We start from the raw sequence: 24,682 nt of genomic DNA, 5'->3' as shown, positions 1-24,682 counted from the left end.
ATGACTGCACCCGCGCCCACCCTGACCTGGCTCCAGAAACTCCCCAAAGTCTGCCTGCACGACCACCTCGACGGTGGACTGCTTCCCGAGACCCTCATCGAGCTAGCCGACCGGGTAGGGCACACCCTGCCCACAACCGACCCGCAGGAACTGGGGGAGTGGTTCAAGCAGGCAGCGGACTCCCGCTCCCTGGCCCGCTACCTCGAAACCTTTGAGCACACGGTGGCCGTCATGCAGACCGAAGAAAACCTGCGACGAGTCGCCCGCGAGCACGTGCTGACCCTGGCCGCCGACGGCGTCATCTACGGTGAGGTGCGATGGGCTCCCGAGCTGCACCAGCGCGGCGGGCTCACCATGGCCCAGGCTGTTGAAGCGGTAGCCGACGGGCTCATGGACGGCATGGAACAGGTAGCTCAGGCAGGCGGACGCATACTGGTCAACCAGATCCTGTGCGCCATGCGCCACCAGAACAACTCCCTGGAGGTCGTCAAAACCGCCCTGACCTACCGGGCCCTGGGCGTGGTGGGCTTCGACCTGGCCGGGCCTGAGGACGGTCACCCTACCTCATCCCATGCAGAAGCCTTGAACCTTGCCGCCGAGCACTTCCTACCCGTCACCCTCCACGCCGGTGAAGCCTTTGGTCTGGCCTCTATCCGCGAAGCCCTGGTCACCGGCCGGGCCCTGCGACTGGGCCACGGCGTCCGCATCACCGAAGACATTACAGCCCGCACCCTGGCAGAGATCGACCCCGACGGCTCCCTCATGCCCGGGGCAGACCCAAATCAGACCGTCCTGCAGCTGGGCGAGGTCGCCGAAGCCGTCAAAAACCGCCGTATCGTGCTTGAAACCTGCCCCTGCTCCAACCTACAGACCGACGCCGCCGAAAAAGCCAGCAACGTGGGGCAGAAGAAGGCCTTCGAACCGGCCCTCAGCCACGAAGAGCACCCGGCAGCCCTGCTCCTGCAGGCCGGGTTCGCGGTCACCATCAACCCCGATAACCGCCTGATGAGCGCCACCAGCATGACCCGGGAATTCGCCGAACTCGCCACCCACCAGAGCTTTGGCCTGCCCGAATTCTTCGAAGTCACCTACAACGCCATCAACGGAGCCTTCTGCTCCTTCGACGAAAAACAGGCCCTACTCACCAGTATCCAGAGCGCCTACGGGCAGCTGGCCCTCGAAGAGCCCGGCCAGGCAGACGCCGGCCAGGCAGGTACCGGCCAGGAAGAGCAGCGCGGCGCATGACCCGGCCCAGACAAGAGCACCCCGCACCCTTACCAGAACCCGGTGACCTCGGGGGCAGCTTCGAGCACCTGATGGAGCTCATGCAGACCCTCCGCAGCCCCGACGGCTGCGCCTGGACGTCCGCCCAAACCCACGCGTCCATCATGCACTACCTCATCGAAGAAACCTACGAGGTAGCCGAAGCCGTTGAAGCCCCCGGCGGAGTCAACCTGCCCCTGCTGCGCGAAGAACTCGGGGATGTGCTGCTCAACGTCATCTTCCACGCCACCATGGCCGCCGAAACCCCCGCCGCGCAGGGCGGCTTCACCATGCAGGACGTCATCGACGGGCTCGCCGCCAAACTGGTGCGCCGCAACCCCCACGTCTTCGCGGCTACCGACCAGGGCCGCGAAAAGCTCAGCGCCGCCGACATCTACGACACCTGGGACCAGCTCAAAAAAGCCGAAAAACCCGAACGTACCGGCCCCTTCGACGGGATCCCACCGGCCCTGCCCGCGCTCGCCCTCGCTGCCAAGGTCGCGGAGAGAGCCGAGACTGCCGGGGCTGACCTTACAGGCGCGGACGCCGGTGGGCAGCTCCCAGCCTTCGCCAACGAGCAGGAGCTGGGCGCCTACCTCTACGAGCTGGCAGCCTCCGCCCGCGCCGCCGGACTCGATGCGGAACGGGCCCTGCGGACCTATGTGCAAGGGCTAATACGCGACTGACACGGTGGGGTGGCGGTGCTCTGGCAGCCCGCTGGCTGGATGTAGCGAGCGGGTGCGTCAGCACATAAGAGCGAGTGGAATCCGCCGTTAGGCGGGGCGTGAATCATGACGAGCCGCCAGGCGAGGAATGAGAGGGTCGGCGGGCAGAAGAGCACCGCCACCCCACCAGCACCGCCATAAGGTAGTTGTGACCCGTTGGTCAGAATCCCACAAAACCTCAGAAGTGCTGAAGAAAACCGTTGGAAATGTTGAATTCCTGTGTGCTTATGTGGGTTTTTTGGTAGACTGGGGGCATAAACGCGCACGGGCTCCACGGCCCGATCAGCAACCGGCTGTAGCGCTATATAGCCATTTTCATTTCTCATCCTTCAAGGAGCATTTTCATGGCTTTGATTACCGCAGTTCACGCTCGTCAGATTCTTGACTCACGCGGCAACCCCACCGTTGAGGTTGAGGTTCTGCTCGAAGACGGCGCTTTTGGCCGTGCAGCAGTTCCCTCAGGCGCATCCACCGGTGAGTGGGAAGCCGTAGAGCGCCGCGACGGCGACAAGGCTGTTTACCTGGGCAAGGGCGTTCTCGGCGCTGTCTCTGCAGTGATTGAAGAAATCGCTGAAGAGGTTATCGGCATCGACGCAACCGACCAGCGCGCTGTTGACGCAGCCATGATCGCCCTGGACGGCACCAACAACAAGGGCAAGCTCGGCGCAAACGCTATCCTCGGCGTTTCCATGGCCGTAGCTAAGGCAGCAGCTGAGTCTTCAGACCTGCCCCTCTACAAGTACCTGGGCGGCCCCAACGCTCACGTCCTGCCCGTTCCCATGATGAACATCCTCAACGGCGGCTCACACGCTGACTCCAACGTTGACATCCAGGAATTCATGATCGCCCCCATCGGCTTCGACACCTTCTCCGCTGCCCTGCAGGCTGGCGTTGAGGTGTACCACGCTCTCAAGAGCGTTCTGCACGACCGTGGCCTGTCCACCGGTCTGGGCGACGAGGGTGGCTTCGCTCCTAACCTCGACTCCAACGCTGCAGCTCTTGACCTGATCATCGAGGCTATCGAGAAGGCCGGCTACAAGCCCGGTGAAGAAATCGCCCTGGCTCTCGACGTTGCTTCTTCTGAGTTCTACAACGACGGTGCCTACGACTTCGAAGGCCAGAAGAAGTCCGCAGCTGAAATGTCTGCCTACTACGCTGACCTGGTTGCTAAGTACCCCCTCGTTTCCATCGAGGACCCCCTGGACGAGAACGACTGGGACGGCTACAAGACCCTCACCGCCGAAATCGGCGACAAGGTTCAGATCGTTGGCGACGACCTCTTCGTAACCAATCCCGAGCGTCTGGCTCAGGGCATCGAGGGTGGCGCTGCTAACGCCCTGCTCGTGAAGGTAAACCAGATTGGTTCACTGACCGAGACTTTCGACGCTATGAGCATGGCTCAGCGCAACGAGTACCGTTGCATGGTTTCACACCGTTCAGGTGAGACCGAGGACGTCACCATCGCTGACCTGGCTGTTGCTACCAACGCTGGCCAGATCAAGACCGGTGCTCCCGCCCGCTCCGAGCGCGTTGCTAAGTACAACCAGCTGCTGCGCATCGAGGAAGAGCTCGGCGATCAGGCTGTTTACGCAGGCAAGGGTGCTTTCCCCCGCTTCGCAAAGTAGTCTGCCCACTCTCTAAGGTAAGAGAGTAAGGACGCCCGTGCCCCGGCCAGGTTGCCCCTGGCCGGGGCTTTGCGTATTTAAGAGGCTTATTCATAAGGGGTTTCGCAGGCTCACACTGGATGGAGCCCAGCAGATTCTGAGCGCGCGAGGAAATAAATCTGCGGGCGGAATGGGCGGTAAGCCTGACCCTCACGCCCCGCCTTGCGGCGGATTCCGTTCGCTCTTGCGTGCTGTCGCACCCGCTCACTTCATCCGAGCCAGCAGCTTCGCTGTGAGCCTGCTCCACCTGCCCTAATGAATAAGCTTCTAAGAAGCTGATAGCTTTGATCGTATTTGCTGTACTACCTGGTGGTATCACCTAAAGATAAGGTTCTTCGTTTTTTTGTAGTTCCTGAGCAGTTTCAGGCCAGTAGAATTTGGTTAAAAACCTAAAAATGTATTGTATGTCACCAAGAGGGGGGGTAGTATAGCTATACACCTCTCAGGAGGGGTAAAGAAAAAGATGCATGGAAGGTGGTTGGGCCTGCAATCCATGTATCGAGGCTTATTCGCATGGAGTTCCGCAGGCTCGCACTCGCTGCCGACCCTCTCGCCTGGTTCGCTTCGCTCACAAGGCGATTCACGCCAGCCACCGAGCCAGCAGCTTCGCTGCGAGCCTACTTCACCTACCCTTATGAATAATCCTCATTACAGTGAATTATCACTAAGGAGAATATTTAGAGTGTGAAAGGGTGAGTGTAAGTGATACGGCGTTGTATGGCTTTTCTCAGTTTTCTAGCTGCAATTTTGATTGCCTTTTCGCTTTGGCAGGCCATGCAGAGTTTACAGTATTCTTACCCCGCTGGCAGTAATATCAGTTTTTCGCTCAACACAGCAGGTCAGCTTGAAAATAAACAGACTCTCACAAAGACTCTCAACGATTTAGCTCTTAAGCACGATACCAATATTTATAAAATAACCAGTGGGCAATCTGAAACCACTGAAACGCAACGCAACCTCGTAGTCTTTGGAAATCCTCAAAAAATTTCAGACCTGCATATTGCAGAGGGAAAAATTCAGTGGGCTGCGCCAGAGGTTTCAGGAACCCTCGTCACTTATGACAGGCTAGGAGAAATCCCTCTTAGTGGTGATTATGTACTCAAAAATAATCCTGAACTAATTAGGGATATACAAGAAACACTTGCTCAGGCCGGAGTAGACGTTGCAATAGGTAACGAACTGAATCCCCTTGTAAGAAACGCAAGCTTGGTCGCTCAAAGTGGTGCTGGTGCAGCTCTCATAGCAACAACCTTAGCCACTGCTCTACTTATGACAGGCTACTTTGCCCGTAAAATGCGAGGCCGTTCTATCCGGTATCTAGGCGGAATGACATACCGTCAAATCCATCGACAAGATATAGGTGCGACAGTGCCCCCGCTGGGAATAGGTGCTCTACTTGGGGTGGTTTTCTCAGCTGCGGGGCTTTACGCGATGACAAACGTTGCAACCCTGCATACATTGTTACCGTTTATAGCAGGAGCAGTGCTCTTCTACCTTGTAATTCTTTTTTTCCTTACCGGAGGAATCTCATGGGTTTGCAAACCGACGCTTCAAGCAGTGAGGGAACGCCGGGAAAATTATCGAAAAGTAACACTTTTGTTAGTACTTCTAGCGACTTTTGCTCTTGCGCTGACTACATTCACAACTGCGAATACTTTGGCGCTTAGTAAAGCTGCTTACAGAAGTCTGACACAAGCTAAAGAGCTTGAACTCCTTGGTGATGCCTATGCTCTTAATATCAACTCAAGTTATTTCGACAACCCAGAAAATTCCGACCAATTGGAGCTAACGCTCAATACCCTCGAGGCGCAGGGTAACCTCTACCTATCCCTCGCTTTCAGCACTGCTTTTGAAGGAATGGAAACTACGAGCGGGGACGCATTTGATGATATCTTCCTAGTTAATACTGAGTATTTGGAAGCAACCGGAACTACTCCAGGGCTAGAAATAAGAGAGCTGGATCAAGATATCCTTCAGGGGAGTTTCATCGACTTCTGGAAACCCCAACTAGAGATTCTGTTGAAGGACCCCTCAACCTTCAACCAGGCTTTCTCCTTCTATACTCCTACCGAAGATCACATGGTTCTGGGGCTGGGAACAAACTTTCACTATGGGGGAAAGACCGTCGAAAGTTCTGATGCTTTAGTAGTGCTAGTTCATAATCCTGTTCAATACTTGCAAGTGAATGGGGCTCTTATGCCTCTGATGACCACAGGGAATGTCTTCTTCGCTGATCCAGAAGAGACTCTGCAAATATTTGAAGCGGCCCCCTTTTATTCTCAAGGTGTTTACTCAGCGGACAGCATCAATGACAACTCTCTTACCAAAGCCCAAGGGTTTTGGCAGGAACTAGTCTTTTACCTACTATCAGGAATCTTGCTTGTAGTTTCACTGATAGCCTTGGTTTACACCAGAGCACTTACTTGGGCTCGGTCTCAACGCGAGAGTATCTTTATTCTTCGTTGTGCCGGTAAGCGTTACCAAAAAATCGTAAATAATCCTCTACGTATTCAGGTAGGGTACGGTGCTGGAGCTTTGCTACTTGGAGCAGTCCTTGCTATAAGCATCGGTTCCTATTCAACTGCTATAGATGGAATACAGTCCTTCATCCTTATGCTAGGGCTCTATCTACTGCTCCTGGTATCTTCCTATATCTTTGTTACCCGTCGTGAATTCAAATCTGCTGTACTGCGAGAGGAACAATCATGACCCACCTTGAGGCACAAAATATCACTGTAGTTATAAGAGAGAGAAAAATTATTCAGGAAGTTTCGCTTTCTGCTATGCCGGGGCAGATTACGGCGCTTACAGGAGTCAGCGGCAGCGGTAAAAGCACCCTACTAGCTACCCTCGGTCTTCTCGTAACACCAACATCGGGAAAAGTTACTATTGATGGCCATGACACAAGCCCATGGCCAGAGAAGAAACGGGCCCAGTTTTGGGCTCAGAAGGCAGCCTTCATATACCAGGATTACGGAACATTGACTGATGAAACAGTCGGCGCAAATGTAACCCTCTCAGACCGGGATTTTAAACGTAACCGCCAGACTGTCGAAGAGGCCCTAACCCAGGTAGGGCTGGAAGGGCGTAGTCTAGAACCCGCAACCGTACTTTCTGGAGGTGAAAAACAGCGACTAGGCATTGCCCGGGCCTTGTATAAAAGGGCTGATGTTCTCTACGCTGATGAGCCCACAGCTTCACTAGATCACCATAATAGCCAACTAATATATGACTTACTCAGACAAAGAGCAGACGCCGGTGCTACGGTACTTGTAGCAACTCACGATGACTGGCTCATCTCACGTTGCGATGCTGTCTACCAACTGCCGTAAACAAAGAAACAAGGTAGACAATATGCCTTGTCTGCCCACTCTCTAAGGTAAGAGAGTAAGGACGCCCGTGCCCCGGACAGGTTGCCCCTGGCCGGGGCACTGCCCTTTAAGGGCGAAGGCAGGAACCGTTCAGCGGGTGCCCAGTTCAGACGGTAAAATAGGAAAATCACGGACGAGAGGGCAGGAAGAGCACTTATGGCACGCACACCGGGTAAGAAACCCAACCCCATCGCAGCCTTTTTTGGCTTCGGCCTGGGGAAGCCGGCGTCCGCCCCCTCTCAGGAAAAGCAGGCCAAACCCCGCCGTGCCCGGGCAGCCAAGCCCCTGCGCACCGAGACCACCGCAGAAACCCCCTCGCAGGAGCTGGGCACCCCGGTAGCCGCCCACTCCTTCAGCGGGCACTTCATCACCTTCGCCATCGTGCTGGTGATTATCGCCCTGTCGGTCTACACCCCGCTGACCTCCTTCCTTCGCCAGCAAAACGAAATCAACGACGCCAAGGCCAGCATCGCCGCCCTGCAAGCCGAGCAGGACTCGCTGAACGCCCAGGTCAGCTGGTGGCAGGACGACAACTACGTCAAGCAACAGGCCCGCAGCCGTCTCTTCTACGTACAACCGGGGGAGACCCCCTACCTGGTGGTAGGCGTGGACTCCACCAGCGAGCTGGCGGACGACACCAGTGCGGCCGCTAAAACCGCCCCCGAAGACTCCTGGACCACCAAACTCTGGGGCTCCCTGCAGCTGGCCGCCGAAGACACCTCCGTCAGCAGCCCGGCCCCCGGCACCTCAAACAGCCCCAGCGCCAGCCCCTCAGCTAGCTCTAGCGCTACCGCCACCACCCGCTAGCGCCGGTAGACTAGAAAAACCAGCACCACCCTCTAAGGACACCATGACCACACCCGCAAACACCGAGCACCAGCCCCAGGGCTTCGGCGTCACCGCCGAAACCCTCACCCCCACCGAGCTTGACCTGAAAGTGCTCTCAGCCCAGCTAGGTCGCACCGTGCGCGATGTCGTAGAAATCCCGGCCCGTTGCGTCTGCGGCAACCCCCTGGTCGCTGCCACCGCCCCGCGCCTGGCCAACGGCTCGCCCTTCCCCACCACCTTCTACCTGGCCCACCCCGTCATCACCGCCGCAGCTTCCCGCCTTGAAGCAGAAGGTGCCATGTACGAGATGACCGATGAAGTCACCGACGACGAGAGCAAGGCTGCCGCCTACCGGGGAGCCCACGAGAACTACCTGGCAGAGCGCGAACGCATTCGTGTCAAGGCCGGCCTAGAAGAAGTGCCCGAAATTGAGGGCGTTTCAGCCGGTGGCATGCCCACCCGCGTCAAGTGCCTGCACGCTGTGCTCGGCCACACCCTAGCTGTTGGCCGCGGCATCAACCCCTACGGGGATGCAACCCTCGACCTGATTGCCGAGTGGTGGACCCCCGAAACCTGCCACTGCGACCCCGCCTGGCGCAACTAGCCGCCCACCGGCGTCCGCCCCACCCTACCTGTACCTGCCCTACGAGTCACCGGGAGTAACCATGCGCGTTGGCGCTATCGACTGCGGAACCAACTCAATTCGCCTGCTCATCGCCGAGGCCGAAGCCACCGAACACGGCTTTGTGCTCACCGACCTTGAGCGTCACATGAAGATCGTGCGCCTGGGCAAGGGCGTGGACGCCACCGGCTGGCTAGCCAAAGAATCCCTGGAGCGCACCTTCGCCGCGGCCCACGAATACGCCGACCTGCTGCGCGAATACGGGGTAGAGCACGTACGCTTTGCCGCCACCAGCGCCACCCGGGACGCGGGCAACCGCCAGATTTTTATCGACGGCATCCGCGAGATTCTGGGGGTAGAACCCGAGGTCATTACCGGGCGGGAAGAGGCAGAACTGTCCTTTGCCGGTGCCGTCTCGTCGGTGGGCAATACCGACGAGATGACCCTGGTGATTGACCTGGGCGGCGGCTCCACCGAGTTCGTGCTGGGAAACAAGGACGGCCTGGCCGCAGCCCGCTCAGTTGATATCGGCTGCGTGCGTATGACCGAACGCCATATTAGCTCCGACCCCGCCAATGTCACCCAGGTTTCCCGCGTCATTGCAGATACCGACCGGGCTATCGCAACCGCAAGCGCCTCCGTTGACCTTTCTGCCGCCCGCCGCGTTGTGGGCGTGGCGGGAACCGTCACCACCGTGGCAGCCCACGTGATGGGGCTTGACGCCTACGACCCCGAAAAAATCGACCGCGCCGAAATCGCCATCAAGGACATCTCCCGGGCCGCTGCCGACATAGTCGCTATGACCAGCGCCGAACGCGCTGCCCTGCCCTACATGCACGAGGGTCGGGTGGACGTCATCCCCGCAGGGTCAGTTGTCTGGGCCCGCATCGTTGAGCGCATCAGCGCCCTCACCGGGGGAGCGGTCACCAGCGCTATCGCTTCCGAAAAAGACATCCTCGACGGTCTGGCCCTGTCGGTTGCCGAACGCGCCAGCCGCTAGGAGTCGCACATGGCCTTTCGGCGACTCCCCACCGGCACCGCCCTGCTCACCAGTGGCCTTGCCCTCACAACGGCCCTGGCCCTAGGCGTCCTACCGGCTCGTGCCACCACCGCTAGCCCCTCTGCCAGTGCCAGCCCCACAGCAAGTGCGTCAGCCAGCGCTACCTCAAAGGCCAGCGCCAGCCCCAGCGCCCTGGCCTCGGTACCCACCATCGCTACCCCCAAGGGCGACTCAATCCGCGCCCGCGAGTACTGGCTCACCCAGTACGGCTTTACCGACCTGTGGAGCGAAACCACCGGCAAGGGCGTTACAGTCGCCGTCATCGACACCGGTGTAGACGGCACCCACCAGGACCTGGCCGGTAACGTGGTGAGCGGCTACGACGCCTCGACCGGAACCACTAAGAACAAGGGCTGGAAGGGTCTGGGCGTTGAACCCGAACACGGCACCCTGGTTGCCTCTGTGATCGCAGGCCACGGCCACGATGACGGCATCACTCCCGCTAATTCCGGCGAACCCGGGGAGTCCGCAGGCATGATCGGGGTAGCACCCGATGCCACCATTTTGCCTATTTCCCTAGAACTCGGTACCACCAGCGCCACTACCCGCTCGGTCGACGAGCAGATTCCGGACGCCGTGCGCTACGCCGTCGATAACGGGGCCGATATCATCAACCTGTCTGTGGGCTCCGATAAAACCAGCTGGCCCGAATCCTGGGACTCTGCCTTTGCCTACGCCGAAGAAAAGGGCATCATTATCATCGCCTCTGCCGGCAACCGCGGTGCCGGTCTCACCCAGGTCGGGGCACCTGCCACCATGCCCGGGGTACTCACCGTTGGTGGCGTTGATAAGAACAAGCAGGAATCCTGGTCCTCATCCTCGCAGGGTATCTCTATCGCTGTCTCAGCCCCCAGCGAGTCCATGATCGGCGCTATCCCCAACAACAAATACGCCACCTGGTCAGGCACCTCAGCCGCCGCCCCCATCGTCGCCGGACTTGCCGCCCTCATCATGGAAAAATACCCCGACCTGACCGGCAACCAGGTGATCCAGCGCATCATCGCTTCCAGCGATGACGCCGGAGCGGACGGGCGCGATGCCCTCTACGGCTACGGCATCATCAACCCCAAAGCCGCCCTGGCCAGCTCCACCCCGGATGACACCGACACCAACCCGCTCGGCTCCATGAGCGACTGGATCAACGTCCACCGCAAAAACACCGCCTCAGCTGCGCCCAGCGCCAGCGAAACCCCCGTGCACCAGGCCGGCGAAACCATCACAGAAGCAGCCGCCCCCACGCCCGTCCGCCCCGTTGAAGACTCCGGCATCCTGCCCTTCATCGTGCTCGCCGCCTTCGCCCTCTGGGTCGGCATCATCACCTTCGGCTCCATCCACCAGCTCACCAACATCATCAAACGCAGCCGTCGCCGCTAGCCCGAGCCCACCTCATCTAGCCTTCATCAAATCTTCACCCTGCTCTGAAAGGCTAGACACCGGCAGGGCAAGAAACGCTCACAGCAAATACACCGCCCAAAACTATGCTTAAACCCCGCAAAAGTGGCAATATAAGCATGGAGACTTTTTGCCGGAACACCGGCACTACACCAACAGGAAGTTAACTCGCATGGCATTCAACAAGATTGCACAGGACCGCCCCCGCGTCCTCATCGTCGGCGGCGGCTACGTCGGCTTCACCGTCGCAAAGAAGATCCAGAAGGTCATCAAGGAGTCCGGCGGCGTCGTCACCGTTGTCGACCCCAACCCCTACATGACCTACCAGCCCTTCCTCCCCGAAGTAGCTGCAGGCTCCATGGAAGGCCGCAACGCCACCGTACCCCTGCGCCAGCACCTGCGTGACTCAGAAATCATCGGCGGCCGCGTCGTAGCAATCAACCACGCTACCAAGACCGCAACCATCGAACCCATCAACGCCGGTGAAACCTTCGAACTGACCTACGACGAAATCGTCCTGGGCGCAGGCGCCGTCACCCGTGCCTTCCCCATCCCCGGCCTGGCCGAGGTTGCCATCGGCATGAAGACCGTTGAAGAAGCAGTCTCCGTCCGCAACTGGGTACTCGAGCGCATCGAAATCGCCTCCCTCACCACCGACGAGGACGAGCGCCGCCGCGCCCTCACCTTCGTCATCGTCGGCGGCGGTTTCGCAGGCGTCGAAACCATCTCCGAACTTGAAGACATGGCCCGCGAAGCCGTCAACCGCAACGACCGCCTGCGCATCTCAGACCTGCGCTTCGTCATGGTCGAAGCAGCCCCCCGCATCATGCCCGAGGTCCCCGCAGACCGCGCCGAAAAGGTTGTCGCTGAACTGCGCGCCCGCGGCATCGAGGTCCTGCTCAACACCTCACTCTCCGACGCCACCGACGGCCACCTGCAGCTCATCAACATGGGCGACAAGTCACCCGCCGGTGAACTCGACACCGACACCCTGATCTGGACCGCCGGCGTCGCAGCGTCCCCCATGCTCAAGGACACCGACTTCCCCATCGACGAGCGCGGCCGCGTCCGCGTACAGGCCGACCTGCGCGTTGCAGGCGATGAAGGCATCATCGAGGACGCCTGGGCAGCAGGCGACAACGCAGCTGTACCCGACCTCTCCGGTGGCGGCGTCGGCGGCTTCTGCGTCCCCAACGCCCAGCACGCCTCCCGCCAGGCCCTCAAGCTGGCAGAAAACCTGCTGGCCAAGCGCCGCGGCGAAGCACTGACCGACTACTACCACGAGACCATCGGCGTCGTTGCCGGCCTGGGCCTGTGGAAGGGCGTAGCTAACTTCAAGGGCAAGACCATCGGCGGCCCCATCGCCTGGCTCATGCACCGCGGCTACCACGGCACCGCTATCCCCACCACCGAACGCACCGCACGCGTCATGGCCACCTGGGCACTCAACCAGATCTTCGGCCGCGACACCTCATCAATCCGTCACCAGCGTTCACCCCGCCGCGCCTTCCAGCAGGCTACCGGCACCGCACCCGAAAAGACCAAGGCAAAGCTCTAGGAACTTTTCTGGTATAAAGGTATAAGCGAAAGCGCTCGCCGGGTGAGGCCCGGCGGGTGCCCGCTCAAGGCCCTATAGCCCAATTGGCAGAGGCAGAAGACTTAAAATCTTTGTGTTCCGGGTTCGAGTCCCGGTGGGGCTACAAAAATGGAGAGTACGTCAAGCGCAAAGCGCAGGCGTACTCTCTTTTTTGTTACCTGGGTGAACTGGGCGCCCCTGACTAATTCTGTTTAGGCTGAAGACTTGCACGGCATATCGATAAACGATAACATCGATAAACGATATGTAAATAGTTGAGAGAGTTCATGCGAACAATCATCAATTAGTCAGAAAGGAAGCGACTGTGTCTACAAGTCCCCTTAGAAAGAAAAGCTTCTGGTCGTTTGACGTTACTGCATTGGCTATGTTGTGCACCCTATTTCTTGTCACTTACGTACTGAATGTATTTGTCGATCAGAAATTTCATACTTTCCTGAGCCCGGCAGTTGAAGGTGGTGTCAGTTTTGACCTTGCAGCTGGGGGTCCCTTTGCATACTTAATGACAGGTTTTATGCTCAAGTCGGCGAGCCTGCTAGTTGCTATTTGGGGAATGTGGTCCATGCTGAATCGCATTAAGAATGGTCAGCTGTACACCGAAGAGACATCAAAACGTGCGGTTGTCGTTGCCTATGCGGTACTCGGCTGGCTGGTTGGCAGTGGTATTGAAGGCATGGGTAACAATTTCCTTGCGCACCGTCTTGGCCTGAACGACCAGTGGAGCGGTGGTCTACTCACCAATACTTCAGTCATGGTTCTTGTGTTCCTGCTGCTTGCGATGCTGTACGTCCTGCAGGGGTCGATTCGTCAGGCAATTGAGCTTCAGGAAGAGGTTGATGACCTTGTCTGAACCGGTTGAAAAGAGTGGCAAATACATCCACTGTAATTTGGGTGTTTTACTTGATCAGCGTTCTATGACATTGCTTGAGTTGTCAGACCGAGTTGGGGTGACAGTTGCTAATCTTTCTAAACTCAAAAACAATCGTGCGAAAGCTATACGGTTTAGTACGCTCCTTGCTATTTGTGATGTTCTAGAATGCTCGCCGGGCGACCTCTTGAGTATTGAATAGGGAACGACAGCGATTGTCACCCATCCCCCCCCGAGAATGGGGGAGACTCTGGCTCACAAGTAAGATATTGTTTTATTCACCCTATTCGTTTTCTCTTGACCCCGAGATAATCTATAGGGTCAAGAGAAAATGAGTAGGGTGAACTTCTAGGTTCGGGTAAAGGACGCTGCGGCAGTAGTATCTGCGGCTCCTAGGGTTTTCGATAGAGTAGAAGCTATGAAGACACCTCATCTCTACGCTGTTGACCTCGATGGAACCCTGCTCACCGACCACAAAACCTACAAGCACGAGCAGCTGGACCGCGTCCTGACCCTGCTAGCTGAGCAGGGCTCCTACCTGGCGGTAGCAACCGGCAACCAGATGCCAAAAATCGAGGAATACCTGGCCGGGCATGAACACAACAAGAATCTGTACTACATCGCAGAGAACGGTGCCATTATTCATAACCAGGGCACCGACTTAGCCCTGTGGGGTTTTAGCCCTGACCTGGTAAACCAGGCTCTGGCGGCTCTCGAGAACTTCCCTGCTCTGGGCATTATTCTTTCCTGCCGTCACCACTCTTTTGTTCCCAGCGACCGGCTAGCGACCATCGCCGGACGTGTGCACGAACAGGTCACCAAGGTCGGCATTGACCTGCCCGGCTGGGACCCGGAAGACCCCATCACCGCGATTCGTCCTTTCTACCCCAATGTGGAAGCCATCGATGACCCGAGCACTATCACCGAAACCGTGGTGAAGATTGCCCTGAACGCTGACCCCGGTGAAGGTATCTATGAGACCATTGAAAAACTTCATGCCGCCCTACCGGCAGGGGTTGCGGCAACCTCCAGCGGGTTTGGTGCTATCGACCTGATTATTGAGGGCAACCACAAGGGTCACGGCCTGGCCTGGTTGGCTGACCACCTGGGACTGGCTGCTGAGCAGACCACAGCCTTTGGCGACTCTGGCAACGACCTTGAGATGTTTAGCTACGCGGGGCGCGCTATCGCCATGGAACACTCTGACCCGGTTCTCGCCCCGGTCACCGACCTAACCATCGGCTCGAACAACGATGGGGCCGTCCTTAACTTTCTTGAAGCTGAACTGACTGCCTAAACCGCAGCTGCTCACGCCCTGAGAAAAACGGGCAGAAATACCGGCCAAGATTCGGTAGGGTAGAAGGCAAGACATTTACCACGACTACTTATTACCACTAGGAGACAACAGCCGTGGCAGGTAACCCCCTGATCAACAACATGACCAAGCCCGCTGGCGACCCCCGCTTCGGGCAGTTCGGTGCTGGCGGCACCACCACCGCCAACCCCTACGGCCAGCAGGCCCAGAACCCCTACGGCACCTACCAGCAGGGTAGCTACACCCAGCAGGCTCCCTATGGCTACGAGAACCAGCAGGTGTCGGCTGGCCAGCTCAACGACATGTACAACGCCGGTACCGCTGGCCCGGTTGATACCAACCGCATCACTATCAACGACATCATCATGAAGACCGGCCTGAACCTGGGTCTGGTTGTCGTGGGTGCTGTCCTTGCCTGGTACATGCCCGTCCTCATGTTCCTCGGTTTCATTGGCGGCCTGGTGCTGGGCTTCGTCAACGCCCTGAAGAAGAAGGTCTCACCTGCCCTGGTGATGACCTACTCGGTCATGGAAGGTCTGCTGGTTGGCGGTATCTCTCGAATGTTCGAGGCTTCCTACCCCGGTATCGTGGTTCAGGCTGTTCTGGCAACCGTCATCGTATTTGCAACCATTCTGGCGCTCTACAGCTCCGGTAAGGTGCGGGCAACTCCCAAACTGACCCGCTTCTTTATGATTGCGACGATTTCCTACGCCGTCTTCTGCCTCATCAACCTCGTTGCCTCCTTCTTCTTCGATTTCAACGCCCGCGGTGTTGAGGTAATGGGCATTCCCCTGGGCCTCATCATCGGCCTCTTCGCCGTGCTGCTGGCTACCTACTCCCTGCTGCTGGACTTCACCCACGCATCTGATGCCATCAAGATGGGCGCCCCCGAGCGGGAATCCTGGCGCATTGCCTTCGGCCTGATCGTGTCACTGGTCTGGCTCTACATCGAGATTCTGCGTATTCTCTACTACGTTCGAGCTATGGCAGACGACTAAAACCTAGACTCTTCTTAGAGCACTAGAGATAAAATCCTCGCCCGGGGCAGAAGCAACTGTGCTTTTGCCCCGGGCGAGTTTCGTCACGCTTATGCCCGGGATACGAGCTAGCGCGGGGCAGATAATAAGGAAACGTGGGAAGATAGAAAGTATGAGTGTCACTATTCCTGAACCCCCTGCCCGGCAGACCGCATCTGACCGTCAGGTGCCCTTTGCCCTGCAGATTGCAGCAGCCTGGTCTTGGCGTCTGATGATTGTGGGCATTGCAGCCGCAGCCCTCTACTGGATGCTGGCTAAGATCTCCCTCATCGTCATTTCGATTATGATTGCGGCCCTGCTTGCTGGCCTGATGTCGCCGGTTGTCTACTTCCTCCGCCGTAACCGCATCCACGCCGGTATTGCCACCGCAATTACCGAGGTTGGCCTGATTGCAGCTGTCGTCGGCCTGCTCGCTCTGGTTGGCCAGCAGCTCACCGCGGGCTTCTCCTCCCTCTCAGACCAGGTGGTTGAGGGCTGGAACCAGATTGTTGCCATGCTCAACAACCTGCCCATCGACCTGGGGGCAGACAAGATTGACCAGTACATCAGCCAGCTGGTCACCACCTTGCAGGACAACTCATCGAGTATCTTGAACGGCGTAGCCAGTGTAGGCTCTACTGCCGCCGATATCGGTACCGGTATGGTGATTGTGCTCTTTACTCTGATCTTCTTCCTCATGGAGGGCGAGAAGATCTGGCTCTTTATCGTCAAGCTCTTCCCTCGCAACGCCCGCCGTGCAGTGAATGGTGCTGGTCGTCGCGGCTGGAAGTCCCTGGTCTCCTACGTGCGCGTTCAGGTCTTTGTGGCAGCGGTTGATGCCGTGGGCATCGGTCTTTCCGCCTTCTTCCTGGGCGTCCCCCTGGCCCTGCCCCTGGGCGTCCTCGTCTTCCTGGGCTCCTTCATCCCCGTAGTGGGTGCGCTGCTGACAGGCGCTATCGCCGTCCTGCTGGCCCTGGTCGCCAACGGCCTGGTCAACGCACTGATCATGCTAGCCATGGTACTGGTAGTACAGCAGATTGAATCCAACATCCTGCAGCCCCTGGTCATGGGTAAGGCCGTAGCCCTACACCCCCTGGCCGTTGTCATCGTGGTGGTTGCCGGCTCGATGCTCTACGGCATCGTTGGCGCCCTCTTCGCCGTGCCCGTCCTGGCAGTGGTCAACACCGTCATCAGGTACCTAGCCGGACGCGAGTGGGAACACGACCCCGATATCCGTGAAGAAGAATTCCTCTACCCGCACGAACAACGCCGACGCGAGAAAAAAGCTATCGCTGAGAAGGTCAAGGAACGCCTAGAGCGTATCAAGGAAGCCGAAAAGGCCGACGAAGATGCCCTCGAAGCCATCAACAACGGCGCCCAGAAATAAGACACAACGAGGTAACGATGCAAGCACCCGACCCGGTAGAGCTCCCCGTGAGCCTAAGTCAAATTGAAGACGCAGCCCGCCTACTCGACGGCGTCATTGAGCGCACCCCCGTGGCCCACTCACGCGCCCTGAGCGAGCAGATTGGCTCCGAGGTCTTCCTCAAATGTGAGAACCTACAGCGCTCAGGCTCCTTCAAGGTACGCGGCGCCTACGTGCGCATGGCTAAGCTCACCGAAGCTGAAAAGGCCGTGGGCGTGGTGGCAGCATCGGCAGGCAACCACGCCCAGGGCGTGGCGCTGGCAGCCTCCCGCCTGGGCATCGCCGCCCGCATCTACATGCCCCAGGGCGCAGCCCTGCCCAAGATTGCAGCGACCCGCAGCCACGGGGCCGAGGTCGTGCTACACGGCGTGAACGTGGACGAAGCCCTGGCAGAAGCCAAGCGCTACGCCGAAGAAACCGGCGCTGTCTTTGTGCACCCCTTCGACAACGAAGACATCATCGCCGGCCAGGGCACCCTGGGCCTAGAAATCCTGGAACAGGTTCCGGACGTCGACACCATCTTGGTGGGCGTCGGCGGCGGCGGTCTGCTGGCTGGGCTCTCCATCGCGGTGCGCTCGCTGGAAGAAAAGCTGGGTAAGAAAATCCGCATCATCGGCCTCCAGGCTGAGCACGCGGCAGCCTACCCGCCCTCTCTCGCGGCAGACGCCCTGGTGCCCCTGAAAAAGGTCTCCACCATCGCCGACGGCATCGCGGTGGGCCGCCCCGGCCAGCTCCCCTTCACCATCATCAAGAACCTGGTGGACGACGTGCACACCGTCTCTGAAGACGAAATTGCCCGCGCCCTCATCTTCCTGATGGAACGCAACAAGCTGGTCGTTGAACCGGCAGGCTCGGTCTCTGTAGCGGCACTGATGAGCGGCTCTCTCAAAGAAAAGTACGGCGACCTAGGCACCACGGTCTGCCTGCTCTCGGGAGGCAACATCGACCCCATGCTCATGCTCAAGGTGATTCAGCGAGGCCTGTCGGCTGCGGGTCGCTACATGACCATCAAGCTCATGCTCAACGACCGCCCCGGCGAGCTCACCACCATCTCCCGCATCATCTCGGAGCACGACGCCAACGTCACCGGCGTGGACCACACCCGTCTGGGTGGCGCCCTCTCCATGGGCGATGTCTCCATCACCATCGACATGGAAACCAAGGGTGTAGAGCACTGCCAGGAGGTTATCGCAGCCCTGGAAGCTGAGGGCTATAAGCCGATTGTGGTTTACTAAAAGATTTCTGAGACGCAGAATATTTGCCTTTGCCTGCGACCCTCTCACCGGTTCGCTGCGCTCACAAGTGATTCACGCCAGCCCCGAAAGCCAGCAGGCTGCCGGCAAATATCCTGCGCCTGAATCTTGCCCCTCAAAGCAAACCGAAGCCCGGGCGTCCGCCCCTCGAAGGAGGGAAAGGACGCCCGGGCTTCGGTCTATCTACCGGCGGGCAGATTTAGCCCTGGAAGGGCTTAGCAGAGACAATCTTGACGGGAATCTGCTTGCCGTTGGGGGCTTCGTAAGAAAGCTCGTCACCCACCTTGTGGCCGTTAATGGCGGCACCCATTGGGGACTTCTCCGAGAAGACCTGCAGGTCGGTGCCGCCGACCAGGGTGTCGGCTACTTCGCGGGAGCCGAGCAGGAAGGTCATGGTCTTGCCCGCGATGTTCGCTTCAACGACCATGCCGGGCTCAACCACGCCGTCGTCGGCTGCGGGCTTGTCTGAGACCTGGGCGGTTTCGAGCAGGTGCTGCAGCTGCTTGATGCGGCCCTCGTTCTTGCCCTGCTCTTCGCGGGCTGCGTGGTAGCCGCCGTTTTCTTTCAGGTCGCCTTCGTCGCGGGCTGCTGAGATACGGTCGATGATTTCCTGGCGGTAGGGGCCTGAGAGGTGCTCAAGCTCAGCCTTGAGCTTGTCGTAGGCTTCCTGGGTGAGCCATGCGCCTTCGTTTTCTGCCATGTGTTTACTCCTTGTAAGCAAGGCCCCGCAGCCGGTGCGGCTGGGGACCGTGGGTGCGGACGGAGCGGAACGCCCCGTGTAAAAGGTCAGTCGTGAGCCTAGTCTACCCATAGGCGGGGTAAGCTCCCTAACTTTACCCCTAGAGAGAAAGGGAGTTAGTCAACCTTCCAGCAGCTATCGACGGTGGCTGTGGTTGCTTCGCCCAGTACCCTGAACTGAACGGTCTGTACCGAAATGCCGTTGCCGTTTTCATCGGCGTAGGGGCCAATCGCGACTTCTTTCCAGCCGACGGGGGCACCCGAGGTGTTAAGGGCCTTAACCGCGCAGACCGCGGTATCTTCGGCCCGTTTACTGACCTCAAAGGTTATCGAGACTTCGTCGGCACTGGTCAGGGTAAAGCCAACGTCGCGGCCGGTAGGCTCGTCGCTGGAGTCAGCCTGCACCCAGAACACAAAAGCGCCCCCCACAAGTACCGCTACCAGGGCCAGCACATACCAGAACCACTGGGGCAGGGCCCGACGCTGGCGGACGGTGCCGTAACGGGCAGATAGGTCAGGGGCGGTCATCAAGCCCACACCTTTCATACGGGGTAATAGAGAAAACGAGGAGCCCCACCACGCCAGGTAGAATTGACCAGTGTCTTTGAATGCGGGTTCCTTCCTCATTTACGATACCCCAAACATTACTCGAGCCACCTTCGCACTACTGGAGTTTTGCATGAGCAACACTGAATCACCCGCACCCGGCTTTGACCCCTCCCTGCTAGCGCCGCTCAAGGACGACTACACCGGCCTGCGTATTCTGGCGGTCCATGCCCACCCCGATGACGAGTCCTCGAAGGGTGCCTCGACCATGGCAGCCTACGTGGCCCGCGGGGCCCGCGTCATGGTGGCATCAATGACCGGTGGCGAGCGCGGCGATATCCTTAACGAGGCAGTTAACAGCAACCCCGCCGCCCACCGCGACCTGGCGGGCGTCCGCCGCGCCGAAATGAAGCAGGCAGCTGAGGTCCTCGGTATTGAGCACCGCTGGATCGGTTTCGTCGATTCGGGCCTGCCCGAGGGCGACCCCCTGCCCCCGCTGCCCTACGGTTCCTTTGCCAGCCTGCCGCTTGAGCAGGCGTCCGCCCCGCTCGTGCGCCTGGTGCGTGACTTCAAGCCCCACGTCATCCTTACCTACGACGAAATCGGCGGCTACCCCCACCCCGACCACATCATGACCCACCGGGTCTCCGTAGAGGCTTTTGAGAAGGCGGGGGACGCGGACGCCTACCCCGGCACCGGCGAGCCCTGGCAGGTCTCAAAAATCTACTACGACCGCGCTTTCAACTTTGACCGAGTCATGGCCTTCCACAGCTACCTCGAAGGTGCAGGCCTCGAATCCCCCTTCGCCCAGTGGGTTGCTATGTCGATGGAAGAAGACATTGAGGGGCACCGTCCGCCGGTTTCCCGCCACCAGACCACCACCCGCATCTCTTCAGCAGACTACTTCGAAAAGCGCGACGCGGCCCTGCTCGCCCACCGCTCCCAGGTAGCTCCCGACTCCCTCTTCTTCGCCGTTTCCCCCGAGGTCCAGCGTAAAATCTGGCCCTTCGAAGACTATGTACTGGCCCAAAGCCGCGTTGAGAGCGAACTGCCCGAAACCTGCTTCTCCACCGGCATCGACTACAGCTCCTAAAGACAGGAAAGGCTCAGCTCCACCGCGTACAATGGGGACTATATGCTCAGCTAGGCCAGCGCCCCAGATAAAGCCCTGCACCCAAGACCAGAGGAAGCCGTCACCGTGTCAGCCCTGATCCCTCCATCACTTACGATCCTTGCAGCCGAAGCGACCCCCACCGTCATTACCACGGTCAACCCCGACGGGTCCTTCCGGGGCTCACCCGGCATCGTGGGCTTCATCGTCACCTTCTGCCTGGCCCTGGCTATCGTACTGCTGGGGCTTGACTTGACCCGTCGCGCTCGCCGTCTGCGCTACCGTAGCGAATACGCTATTGCCCGTGAGGCTGAGGAGCGGGCGGCTGCTGAGGCCGCGGCCCAGGGGAAAACCGAGGAGCCCGTACACGCCACCGTGCGCGATGAGGCCGTGGTGGCTCAGGATCATTTGCGCCGCCCCCACTAGGTTTTTAAGGGAAGAGAAAATAAGGACGCCGCACCCGGCCGGGTGCGGCGTTCTTGAGGTATGGGGGCTGTTGGCGCGGTCTAGAGGAAGATGCAGAACATCACGGCGATGTAGTGCTGGATAAAGCCGAGCACGGTAAAGACGTGGAAGAGCTCGTGGAAGCCGAAGATCTGCGGGGCCATGGCGGGGCGTTTGGTGCCGTAGAAGATGGCTCCGATGATGTAGCTGGCTCCGCCGGTGGCGATGAGAACGGTAGCGACGGGGGAGACCTGCCAGAAGTCGCCCAGGTAGAAGACCGCCATCAGGCCCATCACAACGTAGATGGGGGTGTAGAGCCAGCGGGGGGCTCCGGTCCAGAAGACCCTGAAGAGGGTGACTGAGAGGGCGCAGCCCCAGATGCTCCAGAGCAGGATGGCCTGCTGGGTGCCCTCAAGGAGGGTCAGAGCTACCGGGGTATAGGTGCCCGCGATGAGCAGGGTGATATTGGCGTGGTCGAGCCGTTTGAGGAGCATGCGGGCTCTGGCTGACCAGAAACCGCGGTGGTAAATACCCGAGATGCCAAAGAGCAGGACGCCGGTGAGGGCAAAAATAGCGCAGCCGACGCCGACAATCCCGCCGCCGGAGAGAGCGATGAGCACGATGCCGGCGATAAAGGCTACGGGCGCAAAGCCTGCGTGAATCCAGCCGCGGAGTAGGGGTTTGCCGTTTTCACGGTAGAAATCGATGGTTTCGCGTTGCACATCGGTCAGTCGGTCAAGCACGCCCTGGTGGGGTGCGGCTGATGAACCGGAGGTCTGGGAGCGGTGAACACGTGAAGCCATATATTTAGTATGGCAGGTCAAAATAAGCGCGGTCTAGGGGGTAGCTAGAAGCTGAAATAACGGGCAGGGAGCCGGGGCGCGGCGTCCGCCCACCTGCGCAGAGGAGGGCAGGGGCCTGCCCGAGCCCGCCTTGCAGGTAGAATGAGCAGGGTAAAGACCAACCTGCCACCCCACAACCAGGAGCAGCACATGAAGCTACCGCAGCCACTGTACACGGTGTATGAGCGGTCCCTGATTTCTGCGATTCCAGCGGAGAAACTGCCCCAGCACATCGGTGTGCTGGTCGATGGTAACCGCCGCTGGGCTGCCCTTTTGGGGGAGAGCACCAAGCACGGCCACGAGGCCGGTGCGGCCCGTATCATCGAGTTTCTCGGCTGGTGCACGGAATTAAAGATTCCGATGGTGACCCTCTACATGCTGTCTACCGAGAACCTGAAGCGCAGTAGCGATGAGCTGAATGACCTGGTTGAGGTAATTGAGGGGTTCGTGGGGCGTCTGACCGCCAGCGGCCTGGCCCGGGTTCGCCCGGTGGGTCAGCTGGAATCCCTACCAGCGAGTTTGCGGTCTGCCTTTGAGGTGGCTGTTGAAGAAACGGTGGCGGTCAGCGGCCTGCAGGTGAATATCGCTGTTGGGTATGGCGGGCGCCAGGAGATTACGGACGCCGTGCGAGGCCTCCTGCGCGAGGCGGCAGCTTCCGGCCGGAGTCTTGAAGAACTCGCTTCAAGTCTGACCAGTGACGATATTTCCCGCCATCTCTACACCAGCGGTATGCCCGACCCGGACCTGCTGATCCGGACCTCGGGGGAACAGCGCCTTTCTGGTTTTATGACCTGGCAGTCGGCCTACTCCGAGTTTTATTTCTGCGAGGCCCTGTGGCCTGACTTCCGCCGGGTTGATTTCTTGCGAGCCCTGCGTGATTACGCCCAGCGTCAGCGCCGGTTCGGTTCCTAAGGATAGCCGGGGCTGCTATGCTCGAACAGATATATAGCCTAGCGGCAGAAGGGCTAGACGGACGCTGGCAGGCGGCCTTAGCTGCCCTGCTGTTGGCCTGGGTGCTGGTGTGCTACCTGGTGGCAGCGGCTCGGCTGTGGGTTATTGATGTGCGCGAACACCGCCTGCCCGACCGTATCGTTTTACCGCTGTATGCCCTGGTGGGCCTACCTCTTTTTGGAGCCATCGTGCTGGTGGCCCCCGACCCCTTTGCCCAGGCGCGGCAGACTGCCTACGGGGCAGCGATGATGTTTGGCTTGTATGCGCTCATGCGCCTGGCATCTCGCGGGGCGCTAGGCCTGGGGGATGTGAAACTGGCCGGAGTTCTAGGTCTTTTGCTCGCCTATTTCTCGCCCCTGAACCTGCTCTGGGGCAACCTGCTCATTTTTCTGACCGGCGGCCTATATTCTCTTATGCTTATACTGGCTCGTCGGGCTACAGGCCGCACCCACATAGCTTTTGGTCCCTTCATGCTTCTTGGCACCACTGTTGCCCTGCTCTTTCCCGCAACCTAGCGCACCTTGTGCGCCTGCTCCCTTGGGGCGTCCGCACCGGGTGCCTGCCCACGAAAGGAAAATATGCCTACCCCACAATTTATTACCGACCTGCGAGCCAAGATTGGCTCCGACATGCTCTGGCTCTCTGGCGCTACAGCTGTGATTCAGAGGGACAACGGCGATATTCTGCTGGTTCGTCGCAGCGATACCGGGGCCTGGACGCCGGTCACCGGCATTGTCGACCCCGGTGAGAACCCCGCCCTGACCTGCCTGCGGGAGGCCGAAGAAGAGGCCGGGGTAGTTATCGAAGTCGTGGGCTTTGCCCAGTTGAAAGCCGACCCGCCCATGACCTTCGATAACGGGGACCGTTGCCAGTTCCTCGATCACACCTTTTACTGCCGCTACATCTCGGGGCGAGCCCGGGTCAACGACGAGGAATCGAGCCAGGTGCGCTGGGTACCGGTGGACCAGCTGCCTGACTACTGTAGCGAGCGCATGCTCGATAGAATCGACGCCGCCCTGCACTGGCAGAACGGCGCCCGATTCGATTTAGAAGCCAGATAATTAGGCCTCGGCTGAGAGCTTACGCAGGAGCTCAACCAGCACAGTGCGTTCAACCGGTGTGAGCTTCTCCGCCCACCGAGCTTCTACCGCATTCTGCTGGCTAAATATACTTTCGATAAAGCTGGTGCCTCGGTCCGTGAGTTCTAAGAGGGTGCCACGCCCGTCATCGGGGTCTTTGGCCTTAGTGATTAATCCTTTTGTTTCTAGGGGCTTACTGATATTAGAGACAGCAGCCCTCGTCATCCCGGTGATATTCGCAAGACTACTAGCCGAAGTCGAGCCAAGGTTCCACAGGGCAAAGAGCACCCGATAGGCTGCCCAAGAGCTACCAACCGGTCGGTGAACGGTGGACTCAAAGTCGTGGGTGATAGCAACCGAAGCGCGGTTGAGTGACATAGCTAGGAGCGTAGCGTCAGCGTTGACGGGCTCCTCTAGCTCACCGAGGTTCTCGGTAACCTGGTCGATAAAAGACCAGTAGGTGTGGTTACGGGGTGATGGTTCCATTCCTTAAGCCTACTCACTGGGCGGCTGTGAGAGAAAAATAAGCCGCCTATTACAGGTATAAACCGTGGCGGTCACGCTATCCATTGGT

Annotated in this window: 25 protein-coding genes and 1 tRNA gene; 22 read left to right on the top strand and 4 right to left on the bottom strand. The window is 59.1% G+C overall.

Going from position 1 to position 24,682, the window contains the following annotated elements:
• From ACED88_RS03120 to ilvA, 17 genes are all read left to right on the top strand, one after another.
• The gene (locus tag ACED88_RS03120) at nucleotides 1–1,245 is read left to right on the top strand and encodes an adenosine deaminase (protein WP_449108667.1); all 1,245 of its coding nucleotides are present in this window, start codon (nucleotides 1–3) and stop codon (nucleotides 1,243–1,245) included.
• Entirely contained in the window at nucleotides 1,242–1,949 is a 708-nt protein-coding gene (locus ACED88_RS03115; protein WP_449108666.1) for a MazG nucleotide pyrophosphohydrolase domain-containing protein, read from the top strand. Before ACED88_RS03120 ends, ACED88_RS03115 begins: the two co-directional genes overlap by 4 nt.
• A 383-nt stretch (nucleotides 1,950–2,332) precedes the next feature.
• Nucleotides 2,333–3,613 (top strand): phosphopyruvate hydratase, encoded by a 1,281-nt coding sequence (eno, locus tag ACED88_RS03110; protein ID WP_135013140.1) that lies wholly within the window; start codon nucleotides 2,333–2,335, stop codon nucleotides 3,611–3,613.
• A 756-nt stretch (nucleotides 3,614–4,369) separates the two neighbouring features.
• On the top strand, nucleotides 4,370–6,361 hold the full coding sequence (locus ACED88_RS03105) for a hypothetical protein (RefSeq protein ID WP_449108665.1): 1,992 nt from the start codon (nucleotides 4,370–4,372) through the stop codon (nucleotides 6,359–6,361).
• Nucleotides 6,358–6,984 carry an ABC transporter ATP-binding protein gene (locus tag ACED88_RS03100; RefSeq protein ID WP_237205934.1) on the top strand — a complete coding sequence of 209 codons (627 nt, stop codon included), beginning with the start codon at nucleotides 6,358–6,360 and terminating at the stop codon, nucleotides 6,982–6,984. The genes ACED88_RS03105 and ACED88_RS03100 overlap by 4 nt, the downstream gene beginning before the upstream one ends.
• 195 nt (nucleotides 6,985–7,179) lie before the next feature.
• Nucleotides 7,180–7,830, top strand: a complete 651-nt coding sequence (locus tag ACED88_RS03095) for an FtsB family cell division protein (protein ID WP_449108255.1) — start codon at nucleotides 7,180–7,182, stop codon at nucleotides 7,828–7,830.
• A 43-nt stretch (nucleotides 7,831–7,873) separates the two neighbouring features.
• A complete protein-coding gene (locus ACED88_RS03090; protein ID WP_449108254.1) occupies nucleotides 7,874–8,455 on the top strand; it encodes a DUF501 domain-containing protein in 582 nt (193 codons plus the stop codon).
• Between the two features lie 61 nt (nucleotides 8,456–8,516).
• Entirely contained in the window at nucleotides 8,517–9,473 is a 957-nt protein-coding gene (locus ACED88_RS03085; RefSeq protein ID WP_449108664.1) for a Ppx/GppA phosphatase family protein, read from the top strand.
• Nucleotides 9,474–9,482: 9 nt separating this feature from the next.
• The gene (locus ACED88_RS03080; protein WP_449108663.1) at nucleotides 9,483–10,907 is read left to right on the top strand and encodes a S8 family peptidase; all 1,425 of its coding nucleotides are present in this window, start codon (nucleotides 9,483–9,485) and stop codon (nucleotides 10,905–10,907) included.
• A 190-nt stretch (nucleotides 10,908–11,097) separates the two neighbouring features.
• Nucleotides 11,098–12,483, top strand: a complete 1,386-nt coding sequence (locus ACED88_RS03075) for an NAD(P)/FAD-dependent oxidoreductase (protein ID WP_237199316.1) — start codon at nucleotides 11,098–11,100, stop codon at nucleotides 12,481–12,483.
• A 68-nt stretch (nucleotides 12,484–12,551) separates the two neighbouring features.
• Nucleotides 12,552–12,625: transfer RNA gene (locus ACED88_RS03070), tRNA-Leu, on the top strand.
• Between the two features lie 201 nt (nucleotides 12,626–12,826).
• Entirely contained in the window at nucleotides 12,827–13,369 is a 543-nt protein-coding gene (locus tag ACED88_RS03065) for a DUF2975 domain-containing protein (RefSeq protein WP_449108662.1), read from the top strand.
• A complete protein-coding gene (locus ACED88_RS03060) occupies nucleotides 13,356–13,589 on the top strand; it encodes a helix-turn-helix domain-containing protein (RefSeq protein ID WP_237199318.1) in 234 nt (77 codons plus the stop codon). Before ACED88_RS03065 ends, ACED88_RS03060 begins: the two co-directional genes overlap by 14 nt.
• Nucleotides 13,590–13,805: 216 nt before the next feature.
• Nucleotides 13,806–14,684, top strand: a complete 879-nt coding sequence (locus tag ACED88_RS03055) for an HAD hydrolase family protein (RefSeq protein WP_449108661.1) — start codon at nucleotides 13,806–13,808, stop codon at nucleotides 14,682–14,684.
• A gap of 113 nt (nucleotides 14,685–14,797) precedes the next feature.
• Nucleotides 14,798–15,700: a Bax inhibitor-1/YccA family protein gene (locus tag ACED88_RS03050; protein ID WP_449108660.1), complete on the top strand. Its 903-nt coding sequence runs from the start codon at nucleotides 14,798–14,800 to the stop codon at nucleotides 15,698–15,700.
• Between the two features lie 151 nt (nucleotides 15,701–15,851).
• Nucleotides 15,852–17,105 (top strand): AI-2E family transporter, encoded by a 1,254-nt coding sequence (locus tag ACED88_RS03045; protein WP_237236660.1) that lies wholly within the window; start codon nucleotides 15,852–15,854, stop codon nucleotides 17,103–17,105.
• 17 nt (nucleotides 17,106–17,122) lie between these two features.
• Nucleotides 17,123–18,379: a threonine ammonia-lyase gene (gene ilvA, locus ACED88_RS03040; protein ID WP_449108659.1), complete on the top strand. Its 1,257-nt coding sequence runs from the start codon at nucleotides 17,123–17,125 to the stop codon at nucleotides 18,377–18,379.
• A gap of 217 nt (nucleotides 18,380–18,596) precedes the next feature.
• Here the strand turns inward: ilvA and greA are convergent, their stop codons facing one another.
• Nucleotides 18,597–19,097 carry a transcription elongation factor GreA gene (greA, locus tag ACED88_RS03035; protein WP_237199323.1) on the bottom strand — a complete coding sequence of 167 codons (501 nt, stop codon included), beginning with the start codon at nucleotides 19,095–19,097 and terminating at the stop codon, nucleotides 18,597–18,599.
• Between the two features lie 155 nt (nucleotides 19,098–19,252).
• Nucleotides 19,253–19,663 carry a DUF4307 domain-containing protein gene (locus ACED88_RS03030; RefSeq protein WP_449108246.1) on the bottom strand — a complete coding sequence of 137 codons (411 nt, stop codon included), beginning with the start codon at nucleotides 19,661–19,663 and terminating at the stop codon, nucleotides 19,253–19,255.
• Between the two features lie 151 nt (nucleotides 19,664–19,814).
• On the opposite strand from ACED88_RS03030, the gene mca reads away from it, so the two are divergent.
• A complete protein-coding gene (mca, locus tag ACED88_RS03025) occupies nucleotides 19,815–20,774 on the top strand; it encodes a mycothiol conjugate amidase Mca (RefSeq protein WP_377127946.1) in 960 nt (319 codons plus the stop codon).
• Nucleotides 20,775–20,879: 105 nt separating this feature from the next.
• On the top strand, nucleotides 20,880–21,218 hold the full coding sequence (locus tag ACED88_RS03020; protein ID WP_237242397.1) for a hypothetical protein: 339 nt from the start codon (nucleotides 20,880–20,882) through the stop codon (nucleotides 21,216–21,218).
• Between the two features lie 80 nt (nucleotides 21,219–21,298).
• On the opposite strand, the gene trhA is transcribed toward ACED88_RS03020, so the two are convergent.
• Complete coding sequence (gene trhA, locus ACED88_RS03015) at nucleotides 21,299–22,039, bottom strand: PAQR family membrane homeostasis protein TrhA (protein WP_449108243.1); 741 nt, start codon at nucleotides 22,037–22,039, stop codon at nucleotides 21,299–21,301.
• A gap of 189 nt (nucleotides 22,040–22,228) precedes the next feature.
• On the opposite strand from trhA, the gene ACED88_RS03010 reads away from it, so the two are divergent.
• The 3 genes from ACED88_RS03010 to ACED88_RS03000 all read left to right on the top strand — a co-directional run bounded on the left by ACED88_RS03010 (nucleotide 22,229) and on the right by ACED88_RS03000 (nucleotide 24,090).
• The gene (locus ACED88_RS03010; protein WP_449108744.1) at nucleotides 22,229–22,990 is read left to right on the top strand and encodes an isoprenyl transferase; all 762 of its coding nucleotides are present in this window, start codon (nucleotides 22,229–22,231) and stop codon (nucleotides 22,988–22,990) included.
• A gap of 17 nt (nucleotides 22,991–23,007) precedes the next feature.
• Nucleotides 23,008–23,544 carry a prepilin peptidase gene (locus ACED88_RS03005; protein ID WP_449108242.1) on the top strand — a complete coding sequence of 179 codons (537 nt, stop codon included), beginning with the start codon at nucleotides 23,008–23,010 and terminating at the stop codon, nucleotides 23,542–23,544.
• A 63-nt stretch (nucleotides 23,545–23,607) separates the two neighbouring features.
• Nucleotides 23,608–24,090, top strand: coding sequence for an NUDIX hydrolase (locus ACED88_RS03000; protein WP_449108241.1), 483 nt, complete (start codon nucleotides 23,608–23,610; stop codon nucleotides 24,088–24,090).
• On the opposite strand, the gene ACED88_RS02995 is transcribed toward ACED88_RS03000, so the two are convergent.
• Nucleotides 24,091–24,594, bottom strand: a complete 504-nt coding sequence (locus ACED88_RS02995) for a MarR family winged helix-turn-helix transcriptional regulator (protein WP_449108240.1) — start codon at nucleotides 24,592–24,594, stop codon at nucleotides 24,091–24,093.
• Nucleotides 24,595–24,682: the final 88 nt, after the last annotated feature.

The organism is Rothia sp. 11273D007AR, assembly GCF_053547255.1.
Note: the sequence above shows the minus strand (reverse complement) of the source record. Positions and strands in the feature narration are given on the sequence as shown.

Excerpts from the sequence above, each read along its gene's own strand:
- ACED88_RS03090 (WP_449108254.1), top strand. The coding sequence starts at position 7,874 with ATGACCACACCCGCAAACACCGAGCACCAGCCCCAGGGCTTCGGCGTC.
- ACED88_RS03105 (WP_449108665.1), top strand. The coding sequence starts at position 4,370 with ATGGCTTTTCTCAGTTTTCTAGCTGCAATTTTGATTGCCTTTTCGCTT.
- ACED88_RS03045 (WP_237236660.1), top strand. The coding sequence starts at position 15,852 with ATGAGTGTCACTATTCCTGAACCCCCTGCCCGGCAGACCGCATCTGAC.
- ACED88_RS02995 (WP_449108240.1), bottom strand. The coding sequence starts at position 24,594 with ATGGAACCATCACCCCGTAACCACACCTACTGGTCTTTTATCGACCAG.
- ACED88_RS03075 (WP_237199316.1), top strand. The coding sequence starts at position 11,098 with ATGGCATTCAACAAGATTGCACAGGACCGCCCCCGCGTCCTCATCGTC.
- greA (WP_237199323.1), bottom strand. The coding sequence starts at position 19,097 with ATGGCAGAAAACGAAGGCGCATGGCTCACCCAGGAAGCCTACGACAAG.
- ACED88_RS03095 (WP_449108255.1), top strand. The coding sequence starts at position 7,180 with ATGGCACGCACACCGGGTAAGAAACCCAACCCCATCGCAGCCTTTTTT.
- trhA (WP_449108243.1), bottom strand. The coding sequence starts at position 22,039 with ATGGCTTCACGTGTTCACCGCTCCCAGACCTCCGGTTCATCAGCCGCA.
- mca (WP_377127946.1), top strand. The coding sequence starts at position 19,815 with ATGAGCAACACTGAATCACCCGCACCCGGCTTTGACCCCTCCCTGCTA.
- eno (WP_135013140.1), top strand. The coding sequence starts at position 2,333 with ATGGCTTTGATTACCGCAGTTCACGCTCGTCAGATTCTTGACTCACGC.
- ACED88_RS03120 (WP_449108667.1), top strand. The coding sequence starts at position 1 with ATGACTGCACCCGCGCCCACCCTGACCTGGCTCCAGAAACTCCCCAAA.
- ACED88_RS03005 (WP_449108242.1), top strand. The coding sequence starts at position 23,008 with ATGCTCGAACAGATATATAGCCTAGCGGCAGAAGGGCTAGACGGACGC.
- ACED88_RS03115 (WP_449108666.1), top strand. The coding sequence starts at position 1,242 with ATGACCCGGCCCAGACAAGAGCACCCCGCACCCTTACCAGAACCCGGT.
- ACED88_RS03100 (WP_237205934.1), top strand. The coding sequence starts at position 6,358 with ATGACCCACCTTGAGGCACAAAATATCACTGTAGTTATAAGAGAGAGA.
- ACED88_RS03030 (WP_449108246.1), bottom strand. The coding sequence starts at position 19,663 with ATGACCGCCCCTGACCTATCTGCCCGTTACGGCACCGTCCGCCAGCGT.
- ACED88_RS03060 (WP_237199318.1), top strand. The coding sequence starts at position 13,356 with ATGACCTTGTCTGAACCGGTTGAAAAGAGTGGCAAATACATCCACTGT.
- ilvA (WP_449108659.1), top strand. The coding sequence starts at position 17,123 with ATGCAAGCACCCGACCCGGTAGAGCTCCCCGTGAGCCTAAGTCAAATT.
- ACED88_RS03000 (WP_449108241.1), top strand. The coding sequence starts at position 23,608 with ATGCCTACCCCACAATTTATTACCGACCTGCGAGCCAAGATTGGCTCC.
- ACED88_RS03055 (WP_449108661.1), top strand. The coding sequence starts at position 13,806 with ATGAAGACACCTCATCTCTACGCTGTTGACCTCGATGGAACCCTGCTC.
- ACED88_RS03085 (WP_449108664.1), top strand. The coding sequence starts at position 8,517 with ATGCGCGTTGGCGCTATCGACTGCGGAACCAACTCAATTCGCCTGCTC.
- ACED88_RS03080 (WP_449108663.1), top strand. The coding sequence starts at position 9,483 with ATGGCCTTTCGGCGACTCCCCACCGGCACCGCCCTGCTCACCAGTGGC.
- ACED88_RS03010 (WP_449108744.1), top strand. The coding sequence starts at position 22,229 with ATGAAGCTACCGCAGCCACTGTACACGGTGTATGAGCGGTCCCTGATT.